At 46.1% G+C, this 26,105-nt stretch carries 5 protein-coding genes; all 5 read right to left on the reverse strand.

Annotation, left to right across the window (positions count from 1 at the left end):
- A partial coding sequence (locus EHQ17_RS17405; protein ID WP_246057609.1) for a SpvB/TcaC N-terminal domain-containing protein occupies nt 1-3,764 on the reverse strand: 3,764 nt, incomplete at its 3' end.
- A gap of 215 nt (nt 3,765-3,979) precedes the next feature.
- The gene (locus tag EHQ17_RS19870) at nt 3,980-8,425 is read right to left on the reverse strand and encodes an LIC12048 family lipoprotein (protein WP_281276592.1); all 4,446 of its coding nucleotides are present in this window, start codon (nt 8,423-8,425) and stop codon (nt 3,980-3,982) included.
- A gap of 848 nt (nt 8,426-9,273) precedes the next feature.
- Nucleotides 9,274-10,125 carry a hypothetical protein gene (locus tag EHQ17_RS17415; RefSeq protein WP_135736222.1) on the reverse strand — a complete coding sequence of 284 codons (852 nt, stop codon included), beginning with the start codon at nt 10,123-10,125 and terminating at the stop codon, nt 9,274-9,276.
- Nucleotide 10,126: 1 nt separating this feature from the next.
- Nucleotides 10,127-23,563 (reverse strand): hypothetical protein, encoded by a 13,437-nt coding sequence (locus tag EHQ17_RS17420; protein WP_135590138.1) that lies wholly within the window; start codon nt 23,561-23,563, stop codon nt 10,127-10,129.
- Nucleotides 23,564-24,518: 955 nt separating this feature from the next.
- On the reverse strand, nt 24,519-25,862 hold the full coding sequence (locus EHQ17_RS17425; protein ID WP_135590139.1) for a flavin monoamine oxidase family protein: 1,344 nt from the start codon (nt 25,860-25,862) through the stop codon (nt 24,519-24,521).
- Nucleotides 25,863-26,105: the final 243 nt, after the last annotated feature.

Below are 26,105 nucleotides of genomic sequence, written 5' to 3' on the forward strand. Positions count from 1 at the left end.
TAAGAATAATACGTCTTACCTCCGTAAACGTCATTCACGACGAAATCGCTAAAGCCGAAAAAATCCGTTTCTTTTTTTCCGTTCACGAAAGCGGAAAAAGAGAAACCGTTTTTATATTCAAAATTTTTAATGATTCGATTCGAAAAACCGTCCTCCAAAGTAAGACGCGTGCAAACCCGGAAGTTCGTGGGAAGATCGGGAATCTCGTCCCCGCCGGTATTGTCGAACTTCGTGGAATTCTCGAACACGAAATCATACGTCCCGCCGATTCCGTTTTTAACCTTCGCGATCACGTCCGGAACCGAACCGGTCGAAAGCGCGAAGTACCAAGTAGGTTCCTTCAGATGAAAGATCCCGACGTCCGTCAAACCGTCCCCGTTATAGTCGCCTTGGATCCATTGAAAAACGTACACTTGCGACAAAAGATCCGGACGATCCAAAGTTTTCTCCAAGACGGATCCGGGAAGAGCGACGATTCTACCGGTCGCAAGATCGAACACTTTATCGTCTCCTCCCGAAACCACGAGAGGATTCCCGTTGTTCTCAAAACGATTCGAAAACCCGACGACCCCGGCGTTGTAGACGGATTTCAAAACGGAAGTCGCGCCGATCTTGTACTTGAAAAAAGAAGTGCCGTTGTCTAAAACTTTTCCGCAAACGATTTCGGAATCGTTGGTTAAAGAAAACTCTATCCCCGCGGGATTCGAAGAATCGAAATCCCCCGCGCCCAACGGCAACGAAACGTCCCCCGTCAGTCTCTTAAACACGATCTGCGTTCCGCTGATGGTTCCCAAATACCACTTGGTAACCGAAGTCCTTCGGTCCACGATCGCAATCTGAGCCAAAGAAGAAGTGAACTTCCCTGAAAAAAAACTGAAACTCTTTCGATTGTTACGATTCTCGCTCGTTCCCGCTTGAAAAAGATCGTTCAAATCGGAAGACGACAAATCCCCGGAAGGAGAAAGAAATCTGTTGCCTCCCGAACCGGAAAGAAGAAACCGAGCGTTCCCGCTCGCCGATTGATCGTCCAAGATCAAAACCGATTGGGAGGAATTGTTCTCGAAATGATCCACCACATAACCGCTGTTTTGCGGATCAAAACGGGTGACGTCCGCGTCGTTAAACGAAACGAAATTGGAGGTGGTGAACGAATTGCCGCTCGAATGTTTCAAAACGAAAAACAGGTTCGCACTTCCCTGTTTTTTAAAAAAAAGAATTTCGTCTTTGGAGGAATTCGTAAACCTGCCCGGCCTTCCGCCGAAAAGCGCCGAAATTCCGGAGCCTTCCGGATTGAAGGAGGAAAAAACGTTCGAAAAAAGCGAACCGCCTCGTTTGAAATCGAAGACGCCCGCTTTTCTGTCGTACAACAAAAGTTCGGGAGAAGCGGAACAATCATCCGTCGTAAAACAACCCGCAAACGGTAACTCGCCTCGCGCCGGATTCAAATTACCGTCGAACTGGAAATTCAACAAGACCGTTTTGGAACCGCCCGCAACTTGGAAATGGGAAACCTCCGATTGCAAACGCACCTCGTCTTTGGGAAGCGGAGTTTTCATCACTCGATCCGCATCGGGACCGTAACTCATATCGCTGTAGATTTTGTAGCGAAAGCCGTCTAACGTCGATTCGCCGATCCAAAACTTACCGTCGCTCATGGAAAAAAAGCCGATATCGGATCTGCCGTCACCGTTAAAATCGCCCTGCAACCAGCGCGTAATCGACTTGAATTGAGGGGTTCTCGACCAAATTCTAAACTGGATCGTTCCGTTTCCGGTTTCACCGAGCGTCCATTCTCCATTAGAACGATTGAATATTAGGAAATCGGAAAATCCATCCCCGTTAAAATCTCCCGAAAAACGGTCTTGGGAAAAAAGCGCCTGTTCGGGGGCCGTAAACGTCTTGTACAATTTCCATTGCATCTGAAAAAAAATCGGATCGTTTCTGTTTGCGTTCCGGTGATTCTCTCCTACCAACCACTTCCCCGAACGGGAATCGAACAAAGAAATATCCGTCCTACCGTCTCCGTTGTAATCCCCGATTAAAAAATGGACCTTGTCGCGGTCCTTACCCGCTTTCGAAGAATCGAACGTGCTCGGACTGTCCAAGTTACCGTTAGGCGAATAATCCGATCTGAAAACGTTCTGAAACTTTTTCGCAAAACGAAGAAACTCGAATCTTCCTCCCAGATTCAGCATCAACGTCCACTGACCCGTTGGTTCGTCGTACAACACGGAATCCGAAAGACCGTTACCGTCGTAGTCGCCTGGAAACCATTCCATTCTAAAAATATCCGGCGCACCGATCATCAGTCTACCGTACGATCTAAACTGAAACGTGCGACCGTCGTGTTCCGCCACGACGAAGTCTCTCGTCTCCGGAAGAAAAAACGCGATGTCCGATCTACCGTCCCCGTTGAAATCCCCGCTCACATTTCCTTTAAAAAAACGGATTCGTTCCGGACCGCTGTAACCTTGATAACGATTGCCGTACGTTTTGAAGTTGTATCCGCCTTCCTTTCTGCCTTCGGCCGCTTTCCAATTTCCGGACTTCGGATTAAAAAATAATAAATCGGAAATGCCGTCTCCGTTAAAATCGCCTTCGAAGTATTGGGTCGAATCGGGATTGTCTTCCGGCTCGATCGACGCCTGATTGACCGCGTTTCTCCAAGACAAAATCCTGCTCGAAGACTGATACTCGAATTCGGGAGAGGTGGAATGTCTGCTCGAAACAATCTTACGGAGAATCGGTCTTCCCGAATCGGAGGAAATATCATAGACGGGAGTGTAATCCCAAAGTTTTCCACCGCCGTCCCAACCCACCTCGATCCGATCCAGGATCTTGTCCATCTTCATCAGAAAGCCGGGTGCCGTGGAAACGTAAAAGTCGTCTCTTCTTTTGGAATGAAAACGCACATACTGTCTAGCGCTCAAACCAGTACCGGAATTACCGGTATATCGGATTTCTTTCAGATACAAGTTGCGTTTTTCGGCGTATTCCGACGTGTCGTAATCGACTTGCAGGAAGTTTCCGTTCCTATCCTCGGTTTTGCTCAAATACCAACTGTAAGTTTGGGAAGGAAGGGAAGGATTGTAAATCCTGCTCGAACTAGAATCACCGAAAAACGATTTAGTACCGGAAGAATCCAAGACCTCCCAAATCCCTCCGTTTTCTATATTTGATAATTTGAATATTATACTTTCCTCATTCGCAATTTCAAGTCTGTACAACCCGTTTTCGTTTACGGAACTCCCGGAAACCTTCACCAGCGCGGAACCGTTCCAACGAAAACTATCTCTCGAGTCGTAATACAAAGCGCCGTATTCCTCCGAACGAGTGATCGCGCCCAATCCCAAACTCCAACCGACGCCTACCCAACCGTCTCCTCCTGTGGAGGAATAACTCAGGGAAAGTTTCGGTTCCACCCCCGATCTACCCGGAGGAAGGACGATCGGAACCGAAAAGCCGATACCGCCGAAATGATTCGGTTCCGGAGGTGCGACAAACAAAGCGCCCGCCAAAGGATCCGCCTTCGACTCCGGATCTTCCAAAGCGCTGCTATAGTTCGTGGAAATCGAAAAAAGATCGCTACCTTCCGGAGCAGGCGCGGAACCCGGACCCGAGCCGGAGGAAGGAAAACCGGCGCCGCTCGGAAGTCCGAAAAACAACCACCACCAATTTTTATTCTTCCCGTTTCCCCCCAACGGATTGCAGGAAAAAACCGATAGAATCGCGAGAATAAAAATCGAACGGAGAAAAATTTTCATGGTTGGATGTATACCGTATTTGGTTGATAGATGACGAACGCCCCTTCCAGGGACAAATTACATATCGATATTCTAATTTATAAAATTCAAATTTTATAATACATTTGTATATACGATAAAATCGGGATCCGAAACCGAAGCTGGAGTTTCCGCGGAAAAAATGCTAAAACGCGTTTCGCGGACGCTCCTCTTCGATTCCGATCCGTGGAAACCGATCAATATTGGATCTTGGCCTTTACCGTAAAATCCCGTTCGATCATCGGCGCCACGAAGAAGTTGTTCAAACCGTAGGTGATCGCACCCGGATTATTCAAATCCAACTTGAAACCGCGGATCCAAGGTTGAGTCGTATCCTGCGCTCTCCAAACCGCCAAAGCCTTATTGCCATACGCGTGGACGTCCGGACCCGCTTGATCTCCTTGGTTGGTCGTGCTCACGATGAATTCGCCGCTTCCTTTTAACGCGAACGGAGAGATCGTAAACATTCTACCGCGGATCGTCGATTTACCGGAACCTTCCCTGTGTTCCCAAAGCGAAATCACGTTGTTCCCCGAGATAAAACTTTGCCCCGACTTACGGGTCGCACTCGGATTGTTCGAAGAATACAACTGCAACGCATTCGAATACAACGCATTCCCGCCCGCCAAGTCGATCAACCGAACTCCCGTCCGGGAAGATTTCGAATAATTGAACACCGCGAGAGTATCGTACGTTTTGATTTTGAAATCCGAAATACCCGTATCCACCTTAAACCGATTCGCCAAATACGTGTTAGTCGCCGTATTCCAACCTCTCGCAAAAATATCTCCCAGACCGTCGTTTAATCGCCAGAATATCATACCGCGATTCCCTTCTCCCGTAATCGCCATAGAAATCGGAAGAGAAGCCGTAGTCACATTCGGACCCGCAGCGGAATCGACGGCAGTATTAGCCCCGCCGATCCTTGCTCCGTTACTTAAGTTAAACGAGTTCGTATAAAGATTGAAAAGCGGCGCGACGTAAGGCACGTCCTGTGCTGCCTCCGCTCCCCAGGAACGGAACCAAAATCCGACGGCCGCTTGATCGCCGACACCTTTGGCGACAACCGCGTAATCGATCGGCAATTCGCTTCCTCTGTGTCTGACCGGAGTGGAAAACAACTGGTGGATGACGGTCGCCGGTGTAACCGCCGCTCCCGTATCCAAACGGTACGTCCTTCCAAACAGGATCGCGGTCGAATCGAAATTCGGCGGACATTCGAAGAGTCCCCACACGCCGCAACCTGGATTGTCTCCCGGCAATATTACCGTGCTGTTGTAGTTCCAGAAAACCATCGCGCCGTTCAAACCCACGGCAATGTCCAAAGAGGATTTCACGAGCGAGGGAATATTGGTTACGTGCATGGTGGTCGCCACCTTCGATTCCGTTCCGATCGCTGAGAAGGTAGCCATATCCCGAAAGGTAACGTAGATATCGCTTCCGCTCTCCCAAACGATCCCGATCTTACCGTTGTATGCTTCCATCGAAACGAGACCGTTCGCGGGAGCGGTATTTAATTTTGTTTGCGACGACAAAGGCATCCCCGTCGATATTTGGAAAAATCTTCCGAACAAATCCACATCCCGTTTGTAGAGAACGAAACTAACGTCTCCGAAATTCTCCACCATCGGTTCGCTCAATGCAGTGGCGCCCGAATTCGTGCTCATCGTAAAATCCGTTTTCGCGGATTCCAACCGAAACATCTTACCGGTGTTAGCGACTAACTGCGGTAAGCCGCCCGACAAAAAGGATTCAAAGTTTCCGCCGTCCGTCCAGGAGTTCCATAACGCGACTCCGAGATTGTACGCCCCCATCCAGTTGACCGCGTTAAAATCCGGATGAAATCCCAAACAACCGCCCGGATGTAACGGTTGAGAAGTACAGTTCACGGAGGAACTCGTAAGCACGGGTAAATTCACCGGGTTCGTCCATTGTTGCGAGGAAAGATTCGCATTGTTCTGCGCGTTCCAATCCGTAATGAATCCGTTATCCAACGTAACGCGGATATCCGATTCGGTAAGATTGCTCTTTACAAACACTTCCGTCGTCTTCGGAGCGTCTTGCAGAAACGGAGTATCGACGTCGATTCGATACGTGCCGTCCGCAGCCGGAACGGAAACCTGATTCACTCGATACGCAGTCGTATTATTTCCCAATACATACAACAAGTCTCCGATCTCCGGCACACCGTTATCCCCGAATCCGGGTTTTACGATAACGAAAGAAACTCCGCTTACGAGAGGCGCGGCCAGTTGCGCTCTCACTTTTCTCACGTCCGTATAAGCCAAAGGCCAAATCGTTCTTCTATAACCGCTGTTTAATGCGGGGCGCACGTAGAGTTTGATCAAACCCAAAGCGGTGCTCACCGTATCGTGCATCGTCGGTAAACGAACGCATAACGTAAAAGTCTGTGAGAGAAAGTCCAAAGTCTGACCGCAACTCTGCGGTTTGTACGGATCCGAAGTGGAAAGATCACGGACGATATGCATCCAGTCGGGTCTCGTTCCGCCGAATCCCAAACTGATCTCGAAATCCGGAACTTCATCGATCTCGAAGCGATCGTTAACCTCTCTCGGATTATAACTGAAATTATGAAAAAACTGAGAAACACCGCTCGTGGTCGGAACTCCGAAATCCGGTCTCAGATATTTAGTCTTATTCAATTTGAATTTCAGTTCGATCTTCTCGCCGAAACCGGCCTCACCCAAATACAACGAATTCATATCCGGATAATAAGGATGGTCGCCCATACTCTTCAAATCCCAAGCGGTATTCAGCGGATATTCCTTACCCGTCTCGAGAGGATTGGTTCCGAACGTCTGCTTTTTAAACAGGGTATCCCTGAAGGAAATGTAAACTATATCGTAGTTGTCTCCCGCCCAAATTGTGGAATCCACGCTCTTCAACATCGGAGCCTTATTCAGATTCGATGGATCGAAAAATCTTACGTCCGTGCCGTCTTTATAATATTGTGTAGTGTTAAAGTATTTCCCTTTGGAATAGATCGCCCAAACACCCGAATTGTTTTTTTCGTCGTCGGTCCACTGCGAGATCGGTTTTTGAATACAAGCGGTTCTGCTCACGCCGTCCGATCCGGTAAACGTACCCGGATCGCAGGGGATCCTACTCGTAACACCGGCGATCGAATGAATCAAAGATAAATGCGCTCGAGACTCGCCCAACCTAGGAGCGATCTCCGAAAGATCGATAACATAATCCTTAAACGTAACCTCCGGTCCGGAACAAGCGATCCGATTCAAGGCCTTTCGCAGAGTGACTCCTGGAGCAAGCGTGGAAGCAGTTCTCGTAGAACAATTTTCCGTAGTTCCCGGAGTATCGAAAGCCGCCACTCGATAGAGATCCCGGATGTTAGGTCCGTAGATTTTAACGAGACTCGTTCTGCTCTTCGCGTTCTCTTCGATGATTTTCAGATTGTCTCCGGTAAAGTTCAAGAGAGAGGATCTGTAATTAGAATCGGGAACGTGCGTCATACGATAATCCACGATATAAATCTTCGGGTTGTAACCGAGAGCGATCGCCTTTTCGATTTCTACAGTATTCAAATTCGATAATTCGATAACGTAAGGACCGAATTCCGAACCTCCGTAAACCTCGATCTCGAAGAGGCTGTAGTCGTCGTTTCTAAGCCGAAAACTCTGAATGGGGATCAACTCCCCCGCTCCGTTTTCGAACATCACCGAACAAAGGATATTCGATAACTTCACCGGCATATTCACCGACAAATTTTTAATATACAAAGCGGCCCGAATATAACCCGCGTTCGCGTCCACGATCGAAGTGCTATTCACTTTCTGACTTTTATCCGATCTGTATTTTCTTGCCTTGTTGTTGGCGTTCGTCGATTTGCGGCTCAAGGAATCCGAATCGATGTTATTCTTAAACGGCTTGTCCGCCCAATAAGTCGTAGTGGATGAAGTGGAGTTTTGTCTCTCCCAAGAGCTGGAATTGTTTTGGTTGTAATTAAAACCGAAAGAACTCGAGGTGACTCCCGCACCGAAACCGGAAGACACGGATTCAGAACTTTGACTCGAATTGCTGAATGAATCCTGATATTGAACCGTCTTCAGATTCAATTCAGTTTGATGAATTTTTTCGGAACCTTCGTTTTTGGTGGATTCGAAATCGTCGGAATTGATTTCGCTCACAAGCTCGTCGCTTTGGTTGCTCGAATTTTTTAATATTTCGATCTTCATGGTGACGGGAGGTGCGATCACCGTTTCTATCACAGGATAGTCCGAGACGAAAACGTTCGAAGTCGTCTCGTTCGCGTTCAATATACCGTCTCCGTCGAAATCGTTTACGATCGTAGTTCCAGTCGGATCGATAGTTCCCGATAACGCGTTAGCCGCAACCGGTCTACCCGGAGGAAGACTGAACAAATTATGAATTTCGATTACGGGAGGCGGAGTCGTGTTCGGATTGCCCGGACGTACGGTCACACCTTCGTTATCCACTTGGGTTTTCACGGCTTCGGCCACAAGCCAAGTCGCACCGGCGAGGTTGACATCCTCGTTAGAGTTGCGATCCTTTTCGACCCAACTACAGGTATTTAAAATCGAAATCATTAAAGTTATGCCCACAAAGAAACATACTTTTGTAAAATTAAAAACGGCTTTTAACACGCCTAGGCCCCCTTCTCGCCTTTCACTTGTCTTCAATCAATACTCTACATTCAATAATTCGAATGTTTTGCAAAATGGGCACGCTTCGGCGACCGACAACCGCAAATGTTTCAAAAACCCAGAGTTCTTGTTAAAAAAAAGTTAAGATCGACTATGAATAAAAAGGCCCCTACACCGTCCACTAAAAAAAATAATGCCGATGATTTTTTATTCGAACGAATTATAAACGGACGAAACGACGTTATGCTATGATTGGATCAAAATCGAAATTCTCTAAAATGAACGCACACAAATTTAGGATAATGTGCCGAATGATTCGCGTAGTAAAACGATGGAAGAAAAAAGCCACTTCGCATTAAATTTCTCCGTAAACAAAACGAATGAGACTTTATCGTAGGGAGAAAGAACTCGGATACAAGGGATTCGATAGGATTCCAGACACGACTCAAAAAAAAACGAAAGGAACCCATGAAATGTTACGTGGGAAAATTCTAAAACCGTTGCGCTCAGGCAAAAACACACTTCGCAAAATGTCAAATTATAAGAAGTATTCATCCTTTCGATTTACAGTATTGCGCGATATAATTTCGGAAAGACACGCGAAAAAACGAAAGGAAATCATTTATAAAATAAGAACCGTGGGTTTCAGAGCATACGGTACAAGATACGCAACAAGAAGAATCCTTTCGTATCGCAGTTCATAACAAAGGTTTGAGATAGGTTCGAACGAAAAGAAAAAACTATTTCTGAAAATTAGTAAATTTATTTCGGATGAACTGTAAGGTGAATACTGTTTCTGTACAAATTTCTTTTGGATGAAGTGTAAGGTGAATACTTTTTCTATACACTTATTCGATGTGTACGGTTAACATTTCTTCCTTTGAATATCTCTGTTCTATAGTCATTTTACCAGAATCATAATGATATTTATAAGGAAACAAAGAAGGCACGGTATATTCTGAAAAATTTACAGTTATATCATATTTGACCTCATAATCGATCTTCCAATCGTTTACGGAGCCGTCTTCCCATTCTCCTCTTGTCTTTACTTTAACTGTATTGTTAGTATAATCTCTCTGAAAGACCGTTACATCTTTTGCCGGCCTTAAAGACTCAATTAAATCCAAATATTTTTTTTCTTTTCTTATCATTAAGAATTTTTCATCATAATCAATAATGTAACTATAAACAGCTTCAGTGAAATCATTTCGGTAGCACTGGATATTCGTTTTATTTTTTTCGTACGTATAATTGCAATATTCGCTAATTAAGATCTTTTCGTCTTTTTTCTTTGTAATAACTTCTTTTTTTATTATTCCCTTTAAATCCGTTTCGAATCTACGACATTCGACTACGTTCGACCACCCTTTACAAATCTGACGCACTTGATCTTCCGCGAAATCAACTGAATAAGTATAATTTAAAAATTTAAAACTACTAGATTCCTCCAATGGTTTTATCTCTAGTTTAACTACCCTACATTTTTTAAATTGTAATTCGCCTATTGCGATATTACGTTGTTGCCAGGCGATTCTAACTTGAGCCGGAAAATTTTTGCAGTCTTTTCGATATCTTTGATCTAACGGATTAATAACCAACTCTTCGAAAAGACTACTAATGGCAGTAACGGATTGTTTTTGCCTATCGATTCCGAAAATAGAGACATTTAAAAAAATCAGCAAAAAAAATAGTAATCGCATACTAATATTCCCCGCTCCTTTGGTTTTGTCTTATCCTTCGATCAACGTCCCAAGCGCCGTTTCTGTAATGGTAGTATCGATCCTTATATGGGCGATAAGCCGCCCCATTTGGTTCTTCATTGACGTTGTTATCTATCAACATGTGAAAACCGTCGCGTAAACCCGTATCGGTTGGCCAGGTTCCATTTAAAGCGCCATTATAATTTGATTCAAGAGCTCCGGAATGAAAAGGAGTTTGTCTGTTGCCGTCTTTTCCAAATGCATCGACCTGATTTCCGGTTATCACGTTATACCTTTCGAAATATGACAACTCATATTGACCTGTATCCCTTCCGAGTTTAAAAAAAGCTAATGCGACCGTCGGTTGGTAACTTTGATTAGGTTCACCGTTGGTTGATGGGTGTAAACCTGCGCGCTGACCTTCGACGATTGGAACACCCGGTTTATACGCATAGTAATTCGTATCCCGTCCTAAAGTCCATTTGGGTTCTGATTCAGATCCGTAATTTACGTATATCAATTGTTTAATGGTGGGGATTTGCTGACCCAATTCATCCGTATACGTAAACTGACCGTATATAACTTTTATATCATGCCCACCGCCTAATCTCGAAATTGTATCGGCATTTAATAAATCTTCCGGATTGTAAGATAATCCAGTGTCACCGTTTCCGCCGATAGCCTTTACGTTTGAAGGTTGTCCGGAGCCTCCTTTGTAATCTATGATAATAACGTTATTTAACGTTGATCCGTCATTTAAGTTTGCGGCCAGCTTCGGATTCGAATCCAAAGCGTCATTAATTTGTTGTCGCAAATTATTCGGATCGGCTCCATTTTCAATCGCCTCATTTAAGGTATTTGGATTGGCTGACGTACCCAAGGCAGTTTGTCTTTGAACTACGCTGTTATTCATCGGCACTCCACCCATGACAGGCCCCATAAATACCTGCTTTGGTCCAAACGCTCTGTTCCAGCGATCCTTAATAAAATTGCTGACCGCGTCGTAACCGCCGGCAATCGCATTTCCGATTCCCTTTAAGCCTCCCCAAATCGTACTTGCGGCTCCACCGAAGGCTTCGCTGATATCGTCTAAGATCGTATTTCTACCGGGACGATTCGCCACAGCAATTCCCATTCCTTCCAAAACACCCAAAAACATATTCTGATTCCAAGCGTCTTTGGTAGCGGCGGCTTTTTCTTGCTGCCCTTTTTGGTATTTTTGATACTGCTCATGGTCCATCATTTTGATATCGGCAGAGCCGTTAAAACCGCTTTTATCGGACCAGGTCAAAGCACTTTCCACGCCGATCGCGCCGAATTCGGTTCCGAACATAGCGCTGGCAGCTTGTAAACTCGCCGAATAACCATCCAAATTATCGTAACTTACGTTCAATCCTCCAACTTTTGTTGACCAACCGTGACTAGCGCGCTTATCTCCGCGACCATAACTTTCCGTATACATCAGCGAGAAATCACCGGACGCAACTCCCGCGCTCACACCGTAACCCGTTTTCTCGTTGTAGTTCACTCCGGCCGCCAAACCAGCACCACCTACGTTGACACCGGCGCCAAAACCTCCTGCATAACTATAGCTTAAATTTACGGAAACGGCACCTCCGGTAAGTTTATTTAAACCAAAATTGATACCTGCAGAAGCGATCCCCGCAAGCGCGCCGGCGCCTCCGCCTTCATACGCTCCTCGAAACGATTTCCATGCGGCTAATCCAAGAGTAGAACCCACGACTAAAGCGGCTCCTATCGGCGCCAAAGGAGTAAAGGACAGAATCGTGCCTACGATCCCAGCGACGGCTAACGTAGTGCTGACCACCTTATCCACGATGGCGTCGTTCTCATACATCTCGGCTCCGGTTCTCGTACCGAGTTCGTTCAGTTGTCTTTGGGCTTTGTTGCTGTCTCGGAACTTGGCAAGTTCGTAATTCCCTTCCGCGAATGTCCCGTCCAAACCCGTATTCCGCATGTTTACCGTACCGGCGGTAAAAACACCGAGTACGGATTCAATCGCCGTCTCCGCCGCAAACATAACGAAGTCAACCACTCCGGACACGGCATAGAGATATCCCTGAAGCGCTCGCTCGCCCGCCTTGCCTGCCGCTTTTAAATCCTTCTTCGCTCCGTCGAAATCTCCGGTAATGGCTTTTAAATACGCCTTACCTCCGCTCAAAATCATCTGCCCGGTTCCTTTGATCACTTCCGCATATCCTTCACCGATGGCGCCTATCTGATTGTAAAAACGTCCCATTCCTCCCGACTTTCTTTTGCGCGCTTGATCCATCTGGGCCTTGCGTTTATCCATCTCCTTTTTGGTTTTAAGGATTTGGTAGAACTGGCCGAACTGCGCAAAACCGAAATCTCCGTCAGGCACCTCGCCCACGAGAAAACCGGAGCTCATCGCCGACTTGGCACATTCTTCGGGAGTTTTATTCATACAAGAAACGGTCTCACCTTCACGAACGCCTTCGATAAAATTGTCCATACTATCGACCAATTCGGAAGGATCGAAAAGACCCAACTCTAGTTCGTAGTTTCTTTGTTTTTCAGGATTTAATACTTTTTTAAAATCGGAACTCATCTTGTTCTTAGCGAGACGAACCATAACCGTCAAATCGCTCGGACTCGGAACGTTGCTTCCGTTGATAAGCGCATCCGCTTTTCCGAGATCCCAGAGTTTTCCGTTGGAATCCTTCACTTCCGGAAATTTATTCGGAGGATTGTATAAGAACGGAAGATAAGTCCCGAGCACTTGTATCTCGTCCCCTCCGCTCGCGGTTTTGATGCTTCGCATATAGGTGCCGCCCATTCTTGCAAAGCCGCCGTAGGCCATCGTCGAATCCAGTTGTTTATCCGTAGCTTCGTTCTGTTTTTTAACGGCGGTCGCAAACGCCTCGGGCAGACTTCTCAGTGATTCCAACGTTTGAAGTATGATCAAGTTTTGGGATAACTTGTCCATTTCCTTCATTAGATTTTTAAACTGTTCCTTTACTCCTCCGTCGTTGAAGTTGAATCTTTTCACTTCGTTCAAAAAGAAGTTAGTATCGATCGAAGATGCGCGATCGATCAGGGAAGTCGAAATACTTCCCGGTTTTTTGGACAAGATGTTCGATAGAATATCGTTTACGTTGATGTTCACCGAAACGCCGGTCGGCAAATTCTCCTGCATGGAAGATACGATTCCGGCGATCGAATCGTACATCTGTCTTAGGGAAAGTTCGTCAGAGACTTCGCTGCTCTTTTGTAAAAAGTCTTTCGTCCAAGTTTCCTTTTTTTCCAAGGTCTGTTCGATCCTGTCCAAAAATACTTTTTGATTCGCCTCGTGTTGGGTTTTGTATTCCGCTCTCCAGTCGGTCCATTTCGCTTGGAATTCCTGAACCATATTCTCCCAACGTTTGGTACCCGTTTGTTTGATATAGGATACGTTCTGAACCCAGTCGGATTTGAGATCGTAAAATTCCCTTTCTTTCAGATCCCACTGTTGCATTTGCTGTCGTTGTCTTTGTTGAAGTTCCGCGCCGAATATCTGTGAAACGACCCCGGTCGGACCCATATAATCGTTCAAGACGGTTTTATAGATCGTAGTTTCCACGTTATACGCAACCGTCTCGCCGTTGGAGGTTTTGGTGATCTTTTTAAGAAGATCGGACATGAATTGTTCCCGTTCGTCGAGAATCACTTTCGCATCCACCTTTACGGCGACCTTATCCGCTCCGGTACCGACCTGTTTTACGAAACTTTCCGCCTTTTTGAAATAAGCGTCCCTTGCGACCTGATATTGCGCTTCCGCCAAAACACCCATTGCATCCAGAAATTCGTCCGAACCCACCATCAATGCGGTTTTTCTTCCGTATTGATCCGTCTGTTCGATCGAAGCCGTGGCACCGCCCGCGGTATATTCATTATCTCTTACATAGTTTCCGTAGGAATCGTGTATCGCTTTTTGTTGTGCGAGTCGGAGACCGTCGCTTCCGACCAAGTCGTTGAACGAAAGTGGTGTCGCGGTGTCCGCCGTCGATTTCCACACCAGGTCTTTGAGACCGTTACCTGAAGGCGAAACTTTGCCGATCATAGTCAAATCTTCCGCCGTTAAACCGAACTCAGGACGACCCAACACGCCCAACAATTGATCCGTATCGTCAACGTCCGTCAGCGTTTGAAGTTCCGTATAAAGATTTCTTAATTTAATACCTTCGTTTCTAATTCCGCCCACCGCGTCGTTGAGCTGATCCCGATAATTAAAATGGGTTTGGATTTCGTTGACATAAGGAATAGTCAACATACACATCCCCATACAAATCAGATCCAACTGTTGCAGAAAATAAATCTGCGCCATGGTTTGAATATTGAGGGCGCCCATATAACCTTGAACGTATTTTCCTGCAGAGTCCGGACCGGATCCCGCGCCGAATCTAGCGGGACGCGTATCGGGAGCGGGAAATAGGATCGAATTCATGTGTTCGTTGGCCCGTTTAGGCAACGACTTAAACGATGAATACTGCAACTCATGGCTCCAACGTCCTAAGAAGTTTCCGAGATTATATTGCTCCATTTCGGGAGGAACACCTTTCGAATACTCCCATTGATACGCGGTCAACACATCCATATAACCGAGTTGTCCGCCGATGATACCTTCCGTTATACGGGTTCGATCCCGATTCCAATTTTCCGTTTTGATATAACGCGCTCCTCCGAAATCGAGAGAACCGTCCAGAGAATCCATCATGCCGGCGGAATTCATATCCAAAGGAGGAGCAAGTCCCCAGAGTTTATCGAGTTCGCCGTCCAATGCGGCTTGTTGTGTACCGATTTGTCTTTTTAGATCCGCAATTTTTTGCCGAAGCAACGTTTCCGCGGTATTGTATTTCACCGTTAGTTGAGCCCACTTCTCGACTTCCTTTTCCTCGTTTTGAACGTAATTTTTCAGATCGGTCGTGCCGATTTGGGAGGAAATTTTTTTCTCGAGTTTTTCGACCTGTTTCACCTTTTCGTCATATTCCTTTTGAACCGCGGCAAGACGTTCCTTGGCCATCTTTTTAGGAGTGTCGATATAACCGGGAGGAATCGAATCTGCTTCGGTCGTATTCGCCGCGTTAGTTGACGCTTGGAACAAGTCGTGTTTGGAATAGTTGAGAAGCGTCGCATAATCGTAAAGCGCCGCTTTCTGATTAAACGTATCCTGAGCGGAAAGCATGATCTTATACGCGTCGCTTACCTGCTTTTCCTTGTTCAGGTATTCGTTTTGTTTAGCGGCGACGGCCGCTTCCGCATCCTGGTATTGTTTTTTCAAACCGGTCGTCGGATCTTCTATTTTGGAATTTGCGGTTTCGAACGCGATCGTCGCGGCGGCGAGCTCCGCTCTCGGATCCACACCCGACTTGAGTTTTTCACTCAGAAGAACGTAACTCTGACCCGCCATTTCTATCGAGTTTTTTAAAGTACCGATCATACCCGATTGTTTGGAAACTTCCTGCGAATACTTATCATAATCGACGGAGCCCGGTGAAACGACGTTCAACGCCTGATCCAACCTTGCTTTTAAATTCGTGAAGTCCCCGTCGAAATTATAATTTCCGTCGCCGTCCTTCGGAAGAATCGAATCGCCCAAAGTATAAGAGGAACTCATAAACTTCGCGGTGGTCCTCAAACCCGGATTCAAATCCGCAACCGTTTGAATCGCGTCGTCCGGCAAGGCGTCCGCAAGCTGTGTATCGTCGAACACGTAACTTTTATGCGTTTCGAGAAGATTGAAAAGACCGCCTAATTTTTGTTCGGCGTCCATCTCCAGTTCCCTGAGTTTTCCCTGAATCGCCAAACCTTCGTTAGTCGTAACATCGGACGCGACGTTATCGGTGGGAACGCCGAGATAGGATTGATAACTGGTGAATTTAATCAGACCGTTGCGGTAGTCGTTGACGTATTTTTCCTTTTTTACGAGAGCGTCCGACTTCGCCAATTCCTTCTGAAGCCTTTTTCCTTCTTCGTTTAACGATTCGACGAGGTCGGAGTATTCGTCCGCATAGGAAAAGTTTCTCAGAACGATTTGGCTTGAAATCAAACTGCTCGGATCGTACTGCCAAAGTCCCCAGACGTCGGCAACCCCCGAACTCAAAAGATTGAATCGATCCTTATCGGCTTGGGTCAAAACTCCTTGTCCTAAACCGGTAAAGTAGGAATCCATTTCGGAGAAATAACCCTTACCGCCGTCTCCGTAAAATTTAGAGAGTTCCGGATTTTTAGCGAGTTCTTCCGGTTTTAAATCCTCGGTATCTTCACCGTAATAATGCGAAAGAAGGAAATCCATTCGAGCCGCTTCGATTACCGCGGTCTCGGTGGAAACGTCGAATTTAGCCTCCACAATCCAGGATTTTAATGCGACAAGATCGTCGTAACTCAACTCGTTCTTTTTTTCCTCGGCGGGAACCGACGGATCCGCGTTTTTTCTAATCCTTAATTCCTTTTCCGTATAATACGCGTTACGCGCTTCGAAGTCTTTCAGGATTTGGGAATTTAAGAAACTCGCCGGATTTTTAGTTCCGTAATCGGCGAGATAACCGTTGGTTAAATTTTCTATCTCGGTTTGTCTCGCGGTATCCAAAACGAGTTTTCCGTCCGTTCCCATTTTATGAACCGGGCCCAGTTTCAAAAGGAAATCGCTCATCGCCTTTCTTCTCGAATCGGCGTTTTTAGGATCGTATTTGGCGACGAGTTCCGTTTTTTTATTTTCGCCTTCACCGGTAGTTATCGTTTCCCGAGTCGTATCGAGAAAATATTCGAAGGCGCTTATTAATGCGAAGTCCTTCAACTCCGGAGGAAGATTTCGATCCGGAAAAACCGCGCCTTGCGCCACGCCGGAACGTATTTCGCCGTACTGATTCACCAAGGAAAAAGTTTTCATCTGAGCTTTCAGATCCGGATCGTAGTCTTTTAAAAAATTATCCAGATCGGAAATCAGTCCTTGTCTTTGAACCAAAGCCATCGAATCGAAAGGTTTTAGGTAATCTCCGATTTCGACGATTTGCGCCTCGGACAAATTCTTGCCTAAAAATTTTGAATCGATCGAAATGACACCTTGGTTCGGAATCAATACGCTGAACTTACCTCCGCGCAATTCGTTTAAGAATTCGGACAGAATCGGATTCCCGACCCTTTGTGTGAGATATGCGTTCGAAAGATTGCGTTTGTATATCTCCCAACTGTTGGCTTTGAGTTCCTCTATCTTTTCCCTGGTTGTAGGAGAGAAAAAATATTCCGAGGACGCAAGAGTGTCCTTATAGGTTTGGAACGCGCCTAACCAGTATGAATCGCCCAGTTTATTTCGGAACTGGGTTTCAAAAGCGGATTGGTCCATAGGTTTATTTTTTAAAGTTTCATACTTTTCTAATATTCCTTGAACCTGGGAGAGGTTGGTATATGCGGGTCCGTTTCCGGCTACGAGAAAAGAGTTCAGTTCCGTAGCCAGTTTCGAAACTTCCGTTAAGGTTTTTTGCGCTTCCTGTACCGCCAACAAATTAGCGTCGGAAACTTTTTTATCCGTGCTCGCATAGGATTGAAGATATTGTATGTTCTCTATCTGATCCGTGAACGCCCCGGCTGATTCGACGATCTCCTTTAGAACCGGATTGAACTCGATTCCGTTTAAACTTTTTTCCAAAAGAAAATCGCGTAACCTATTTACGATGCCTACCAGTTCGCTCTGACCGATTTGATTCGGACCGGCTCCCTCCTTATAATAAACGACTCTGTCGTTCAAGGAGTTCAGACGTGCCGCCAATCCGTTTAAAGGAACGTCTTTTCCCTGAAGAGAATTCACCCAAGCCGCCGCGTCTTTGGAGAAAGCCTGTGACGCGGGTTCCAGCTTGGCATTGGCGCGACCCAGATTGTATAAGAAAAAATACGCGCCTTGGTCCGCTGCACCCGAAAACTGACCGACTTCTTTTTCCTTTGAGAATTCGAACGCGGCAACACTTTGAACGATCGCCCTCTGCGTTCCCGATACGATGGAATAATCTTCCGGTTTGACGTTCGCGATTTGGTTTCTAAGCGGACTGTTCAAAGGTAATTCGTTCGGGCCGGGAGGTAAAGGAGGAAGGGTGATTGCCATCGCCGCTTCGGGAACCAATATTTTATCGATCGGAAGACCGAGAATCTGCTTCGCAGATCGTATTAAATAATCCTGTTCCGCTTTCATTTCCTGAAATTTATCCGAAATGTCTTTGAGATAAGCCGTGGTCGCGGTATACGTATCCGCTAAAACAAGACCGTCGTCCTTAAGTTTCGCGATCAACGTAAGATATGTACCACCTTCCGCAGAAGTAAAATCGGTCGGATGCGCCGCCTTAAAAGCAACCACCGCGGCGAGACTTGTTTTATATACGCCTAACTGTGTTAAGGCGGTCGCCTTGATCGTGTTCCATTTTGCCGCCTCCGTATCGAACGTATTCTTCATCGAGGATAGGTTCGAAGTATCGAGTGTCGAAAGAGGTTTTCTATATCCGAGAATTTTCAGGGAACTTCCGTTGTAGCCGGAATCGGTCGGAACGAGACCGTTCACGTCCCGATAAGTAGGCGTCCAAACCGGCGAAATCTGAAGATTATCCGCCTGATATCCTGATTCCCAAGGCAGCTTTCCGTTTGTATCCAAATAGGTCGGGTTCCAGGAAGGAGAACCGACCGGATCTCCTTCCGAGTCGGGAGCAGCCAAATAGGGGGAATTGCCGTCGATGTCGTTTACCGGGTCGTAAATCGGTTTGGACGAATCGGTCGTATTCTTCAACGTGTCGATTCCGGATAAAACCCCGTTGGAATAACCTTGCATTTGTGCGAGCGCAGGAGTATTAAAAAAGTTTAATAGACTATCGAACTCTGCGGAAAAAGACAGGATAGGATCCTGGATATTCCGATCCAAGTTTTCGAAAAGGATTTTAGCGTCGGCGATTTCTTTTTGCCAAACGTTCAAGTCCTGTTTAACCGCCGAACCCGTAAGAAGACCGAATATCGAACTCAATTCGTTCGCCTTAACGAGTTTCGCAAGTTGTTCCTGAGGATCGGTGATTCCGGAAATGAGCGCGGCAAGTTCCGCTTTTTTTTCGGCGATCTTCGCGGAATCCAATTCGTCCGCGCCGGATTTTGTTCGAATGGAATCCTTATAAAAATCCGCGGAAGTATAGGAACCGATTCCGGCCGCAACGGTTAGTTCTTTGAATAACCCCGTCGCCGTCGCTTCCTGCTCCTTAAAATAGTCGTCCCTTAAACCGCTTAAAATGGCTCCGGACTTCACGGCTTCGGCGAAACTTTTCATGGAGCCGGCTAAGTTCATCCAAGTGGACGACGACTGAAGCACTTGATTCGCGAAAAAAAACGTACTTCCAAAACTGTAATATTCGGAAACCTTTCTTCTTTCGTTTTCGTCGTCGGACATTCTCAAAGAAACCCGATCGTTTTCGTCGAGAAATCCGTGATCGTCTTCGTAAAAGGAAAGCGTCTCCGCGGCTTGATCCCGCATCTTTTTCAGGTCTTCCTTCAATTTGGAATATTCCTGATCGTCGTCGAATATCGCGGAAAAACTTTGACCTGCGTTTTGCAGATGACTCAAAGCGATTTTTCTGGCGCGGATTTCAAGAATGTCGTCGGCGCCTCCGGTAAAACCGGAATAAAGTGCGTTGATCTCGTTGGTGAGCGACAGATAAATCGGTTCGAATTTCCGATCAGACTTATTCGCACCTAAATTTCCAATTTTAGAATATAATATTTCCGTAACTCTAGCGTCCAATTTTGCAGCTTCCGTTTTGGCGGTTTCTTCGACACCCGCGACGGCGTTCTGCAAATCGTCGATATCCCCGTCCTCGTCCAAAAGAAAACCGAGCTGCGCTTTACCGGCGGTGACGGATGCCCGTTGTGTCTCCAAGGCTTGGATCAATACGGACGTCATTCCGTCCACGATTGCGCTTCGTTCGTCTATCGTATTTCTATAATATGAATAACGGTTCGCATAATCGGAGAACGTATTTCCGAGAACGCCGAACTTGGTTCCCGTAGCGGCGATCAACGCGCTCGTATCGTCCGGAATCTCTTTTCCGGAGGAATCTTTTTTAACGAAAATATTATTGAAACCGTCCAACTGCGTTTTCAGGTTTTTTCTCGTCGTTAAATCCAATGTGGACATATCGACGAGTGTTTTCGCCCTTTGTAAACGATCCAATGCCTCGTATCTCAGATGTTGCGACCTGGTCGATAAATCATCCCAGTATTCCTCGAGATCGGCCGTTTTTTCCTGATACTTGGAAAACGCCGTAGTCAACTTCTGGATTTCCAATTGATACTCTAAAGTGGATTCCGTGTTCGGGTGCGCGGTCGCATAAGCCTTGTAAGTCGAAAGAGCCTGCGAAAATTCCGTCTTGGCGGTTTGAAACCCGGTGAGATTTTCGTTCCAATCTCCCAAGGCTTCGGAAAGTCCCGTTTTCCAGACGTCGAAATTTTCGATCTCCAGATAATTGCCGTTCAAATTATACGTATTTGCAAACGAAGTCAGAAACGAGGAAATATTTGCGATTCCGTTTAGATATTGTTGATATTGGTTTTTATCCGCATCCTCGAAATCGGCCAAAAGTTCATCCGATTTTGCTAATATAGGATCGAGGCTCGCGGAATATTTTTCGATCGCATAAGGAAGTTTTTCTTTTTCTACGTTGCCGTTCTGTTCGTCCTTGACCTTCTTAGCCAGCGCGTCGGTCAACCCTTGTAACTGCGCCTTGATCTGCGCGGCGCCCTGGTTTCCGAAAACGGTCACCAAAACCGCGTTATCCGGTTTCAAAAGGTCGTTCACTTTTTCCAAAAGAGTTTTTCCTGAACCTGAAATTGCACCTTCTAAAAGACTCAGCTTTTCCTTGTTCGTTTCGAAAGATTGAATCCGATTCCACAAATCTCCGAAGAAGTCCTCCGTTCTCGCTGCGTTCGTCCTATCGTAATTTTTGGAAAAGTAAACCTTTTCGTTGTCCTTTAATTTTTCGCGCGCTTCCGCGATCTGAAGGTCGGCTTGATAAATTTCGTATTTGATACCGCTGTTCGGTTTATTGGGATCGTATGTCGCGCCGTCCGTATTGAGAGAGCCGATACTTCCTAAAAATTCGGGCGAGTTATTCAAAACCAAAATCTGAAGTTGTTTCGCTTCGTCAAAACGTTTGCGCGCGTTCTCCAATTCAGCTTGCGCGATCGACAGAGCTTTTCTTTTTTCATCCGCATTCTTTTTAGCGGCGTCCAATTCGGACAAAACGGTTGTCGCAACGGGTGTTGACGCGCCGGAATCGCTTCCCGAGTTAGGATCCGTTCCGGTTGTCGCGCCCACAACGGGAACGGTTCCGTTCAATTCCTTCAACAGATTGAGATAAGCGGTCTGTTTGGATTCGTAATCGGTTTTTGCGGAATCCAAACCGGTTTGAAGCGCAGCCATATCGGTGACGTTGACGTTCGCTTCCGCGTAATCGACGACCGCTTGGGCGCGATTTTTTTTCTTTTCGATTTCGGCGAGTTCGGCCTTCGCCAATCTGTATTCGAATTCCGCCGTACTATAAAGATAAGGATCGGAAGAAGTTCCGTTGTCGTCGAGAATTCCCGCGCCTCCGTTGGCGCCTCGAATATCCTCGTCATGGATCTTATTCTGAACCGAGGCCACGTATTGGCGGAATTGATTCTGCAAAGCCGCCCACTTATCGCGTTCGATCGTATAAGTAGAAATCATACTCGAGTCGGGCGGCGACTTTTTATTTTCCTTATCGATCTGATCCTGATACCAAGCGATGTTGGAAACGATGGAAGCGATCGTATCGGAACTGGAAAGTAACGTTCCCTGTAATCCGTTGATATGAGCGACGTATTGTTCCTGACTAGTCGTGAGATAACGATTCAACTCTTCGATCGCTTTCTGCTTATTTTCTTTGAGTTTTAATTCGGATTCGTCCCATTTTTTAAGACCGTCTTCGATCTGCTTATTAACGTCCCGATTCCACTTTGCCTGAGCGTCCAACAATGCGTAATAAGCCCGCGACCATTGATCCTCGTTGCGGATTCTTTTATCCTCCGCGACACGATCGTATTCCAATTTTTTGACGACTAATCTTTCGATCGCTTCGTCCCAAAGCGCCTGTCCGTCCAGAAGCGCTTTGAGGATTTTTTCCTGCGCGTTAGCGCCGGTAATATCGTCGAAACTAGTGGGAATGGCACCTGTTTCGTCTAACGTATTAAGAAGTTGTCCCGTAGCCGGATCCAACTGCTGACGGGTTTTTTCGATTAGCAATTCGGTGAGTTTTGTCGGATCTGTTTCCTGAGCGATCGCGATATCCATGTCGCGGTTCAAACCTTGAATCAGACTTTGCCTTGCGGGAAGTTTGACGCCGTTCTCTTCGAGGTTGAAATAATTTCTATAATAGAGTTCTATCTCGCCGAGTTTTTTCTCGAACTCGGTCTTCTCCGCTCCGCTCAACGCGGATGTTCCGCCTAAAATGTTCGTTTTAATCTGGGAGATCTGATCCTCCCAAAGTGCGCGAATACCGGACGCTCCCGTCAATCCGGCGGCGATCGTAGCGTCCCAAGCTCCCAACTTAGCCACCGAATCACCGTTAGTCGAATCTTTGGCGACGTTAGCCGCCTTAACGAGATTTTCCAACGCAGTTCGGATTTCCTTTTTCTTTTCCGTAGTGAAATAAGCGTCGAAGTCCTGCTTTTTAAGATTCGCTTTCCAGGAACCTCGCTTTTCCAAAATTTCTTGAGAAAGCTCCTGTTCCCATTTGTCTGACGCGATCTGTTTAAGGTCCTGAAGTTTCTTCCGTTCTTCTTCGCGCGCAGCGGAATTTCCCGTGAAATTCTTCAGCTGCTTTTCTATCTCCGCGTTCGCGTTCGCTTCCCATTCCGCTCCCAAGATCCGCTTTCCACTGTCGATCACAGTCTGCCACTCGACGGAATCTTGGGCCTTTTGGGCGGCGTTGTAATACGACTCCAATCTACCTTTGGCTTTGTTTCTATCTTCGAAGGATTTGTCGAACGGATCGGCGAAGAGATTTCGTGTTTCAAACACGGGCATAAAAACGAATTCGAATAAGAATACGAAAATCATCTTCAACGCGATCGTCTTGGTCCAAGGCGCATGACGGAGAGCGGTTTTGATTCCACCCTGGAGAATGTCGGATGCGGCCCAACCTAAATCGTTATCCGTCGGAAGAGGACGTTCTTGTTTTTTACGAAAGAATGAAAGAGGCCGGCCGAGAAAACGAATTCCGCTTTCCAACGAACGACCGGTTCTTCGGAAGAAAAAAGACTTAGAAAAAAAACGAATCGAAATGTTTCGATCGGAAAAGTCGGAATCCCGGTTGCGATCTTGATCTGAATATTGCGGAAAAGAGAAAGAGGAGTTGTGAGAGGATTTTGTGTTCAGCATAGAAATGTTCCTTCGATAAGATTAGGCGGAAAATTTAGAAGTAAGGTAAGGTAACGGTGAAATTTAAAATTTATCAGAGCTCGATCGGGCTGCGACGGAATCGAGTCGAAAACCGAAAAGTGTTTTAGAAAAATGGAATATGTTTTCACATTTTTAACGGGGAGCGGTTTATAGTTCCGCTTCTCCGAATCGGCAGCCGTTGCAATAAACGTCGTTTCGGCAAAGAATGATCCGCCCTTATTTTCGGAAGCAGGTTTTCCGATATGGAACGGTTTCGAAAAATTCTTTAAACGCAAAAATCTAATTTTCGGATTACAGACGACTTTTAGAAAAAAATCGAACTGAGAGGCAAGATATTCCGATTCTCTAATGTATGAAGCGGTAATATCGTCCCGACCCGGAGCAAAACGTATCGGATTGGAACGAAGCCAACTTTTCAAAGAGGAAACCGATGCGGGAGAATGGGTTTTGATTTTCAACGTGTCAAAATGGGAAAAATCATAGCGATACGGAGAATCCATATTGGGTCCGAACGAAACAAGATTTCGCCTAACGGCTGTCTTTGAGGAGAAAAAACAATTCGTTTTATAATCTGAGGAACAACGAAACTGGAGAAGTGTAGGAACTGTTTCGTACCAAGAGACGAATTTCACTCCCGAAAAAAGAAGTAAAATCATACATCCCAAGCCGATTCCCGTGTATCTCAATTTCGCCATAGTTGCGGATTTCCAATTGAGAGGAATTAAGGTGTAAAATTATAATTTAGGTCAAGAAAAAATATTCGTATTTCGGAGTTTTGAAATAATTTTGAAATAAGAATCGTTTGAAAACCACAAACGAAACCCAATTACTCCTGAAAATTCGCGTAAATTATCGATTTCTTTCAAAAAACAGAACCGATAGGAACCGCCAAACAGCGAAAAACGATCTTTAACGAGCGTTAAAGTAAGACTTATTACACCTGATTTACGGCTCGAATCGCGGAAGTAAGCGCCCCTTCGACGGTTCCGTTCGATTCCGCGGTATGTTCTCCCGCGAAAAAAATCCGATCCATCGGTTTCAAAAGTGAAATGATGGATCCGTAACTTCCCGGAGGAAAGGTCGCGATCCCGCTCGGAACGTATTTCGAATATGAGGTTTCGCTACTTTGAATTCTCAATACTTGTAATTCCTTTTTTTGTCCCAGACGTTCCAACGCGAGACGGATGTATTCCACTTTCATCGCATCCGTCGAAGACGACAAAACGTCGAAACGATCGCCCGTGGAAATCATTCCCAAAACTTTGTCCTCCGAATTCGGCTTGGTACCGGCGTCGTAAACGAAACCGGCGGCGGAATCGGAATATGCGGAAAAGTTTTCCCTATTCCAAGGGGCTTCCCGAAGAATTAGAAAAGTCTTATATATTCTTGAATAGCGGATCCGTAACGCGGAAAGTTTTTTCTCCTTATCCAATTCGGGATCCCACTGGATGGATGTGAGTTGATTGGCCGGAAGAGTGGAAACGCAGGCGTTGCCTTCAATTTTTTTTCCGGAGGCAGTCGTCACGACGACCTTTCCTTCTCCCTGAGAAACGGATACGACGGGATCCGCAAAACTCGTCTCCGTGTTTTCCAAGGAAAATACGAGCGCTTTCGCAAGCGACTCCATTCCGCCTTCCAATCTTGTATTGTATTTAGGAAAGTTGACTAAGTCGGACAAAACCTTTTGTGCGGATAAGGAACGGAGCGAGTCTCCGTAATATAAGGAATACTTAAAGTTCAAAATCGCAAGGTCTTCCGAAGTCATTCCTTGGTAGGCGAGAAAATTATAAAAACTGATTCTGTCCAATTCCTGTTGTTGTACGGAATTGATTTTGGAATTCATCTGCACGAGTTTATTCAGAGTCTCCTGCGACTTAGGAGAAATATCCCAAGTTCCCGCCTTTTGATACGAACCGAAAAAGAGATCCGATTGAACTTCGAACTCATTCGTCTTCAATCCCAATTCGCGAATCAAACTTCTCGCGGTACGATGATCGGATTGGATCCACTCCGCTCCTAGATCGAGAAAGTTGCCGCTCGAATCCGCTACCGTTCGAATTCTTCCACCCAAACGATCCGTAGCTTCCAAAAGTTTTACCTTGATCCCGGTTTTTCCCAAAAGATACGCGGAATACAAACCAGCGATCCCTCCGCCTAACACGATCACGGTCTTGTGCGAAGAAGGTCCTTGTGCGCGAAGATTCAAACCGGGCAATCCCGAAATTCCGGCTGCGGTCAATACTCCGAGTTTGATAAACTCCGATCTGGTAAGTTTCATTGTTTTTATCCGGTAATGATTTGGAAAATTCTTCCTTTTATGAGTTTCGGTAGTTTTACCGCCTTTCTCGGTAAGATTTTATTCGATTTTAAAAAACCGATTTTCCGATTATAAAAAAACTTGCTCTCACAACTTCGGAAATTTCCTCTGTACTCAAGCTTTCAGGGAGGAAGTTGGGTGAAATTCCCACGCTGACCCGCAACTGTGATTTCGTTTCCGTAAGGAATCGATAAGCCAGATCTT

Origin of the sequence: Leptospira gomenensis (assembly GCF_004770155.1) — a bacterium.
GTDB lineage: Bacteria > Spirochaetota > Leptospiria > Leptospirales > Leptospiraceae > Leptospira > Leptospira gomenensis.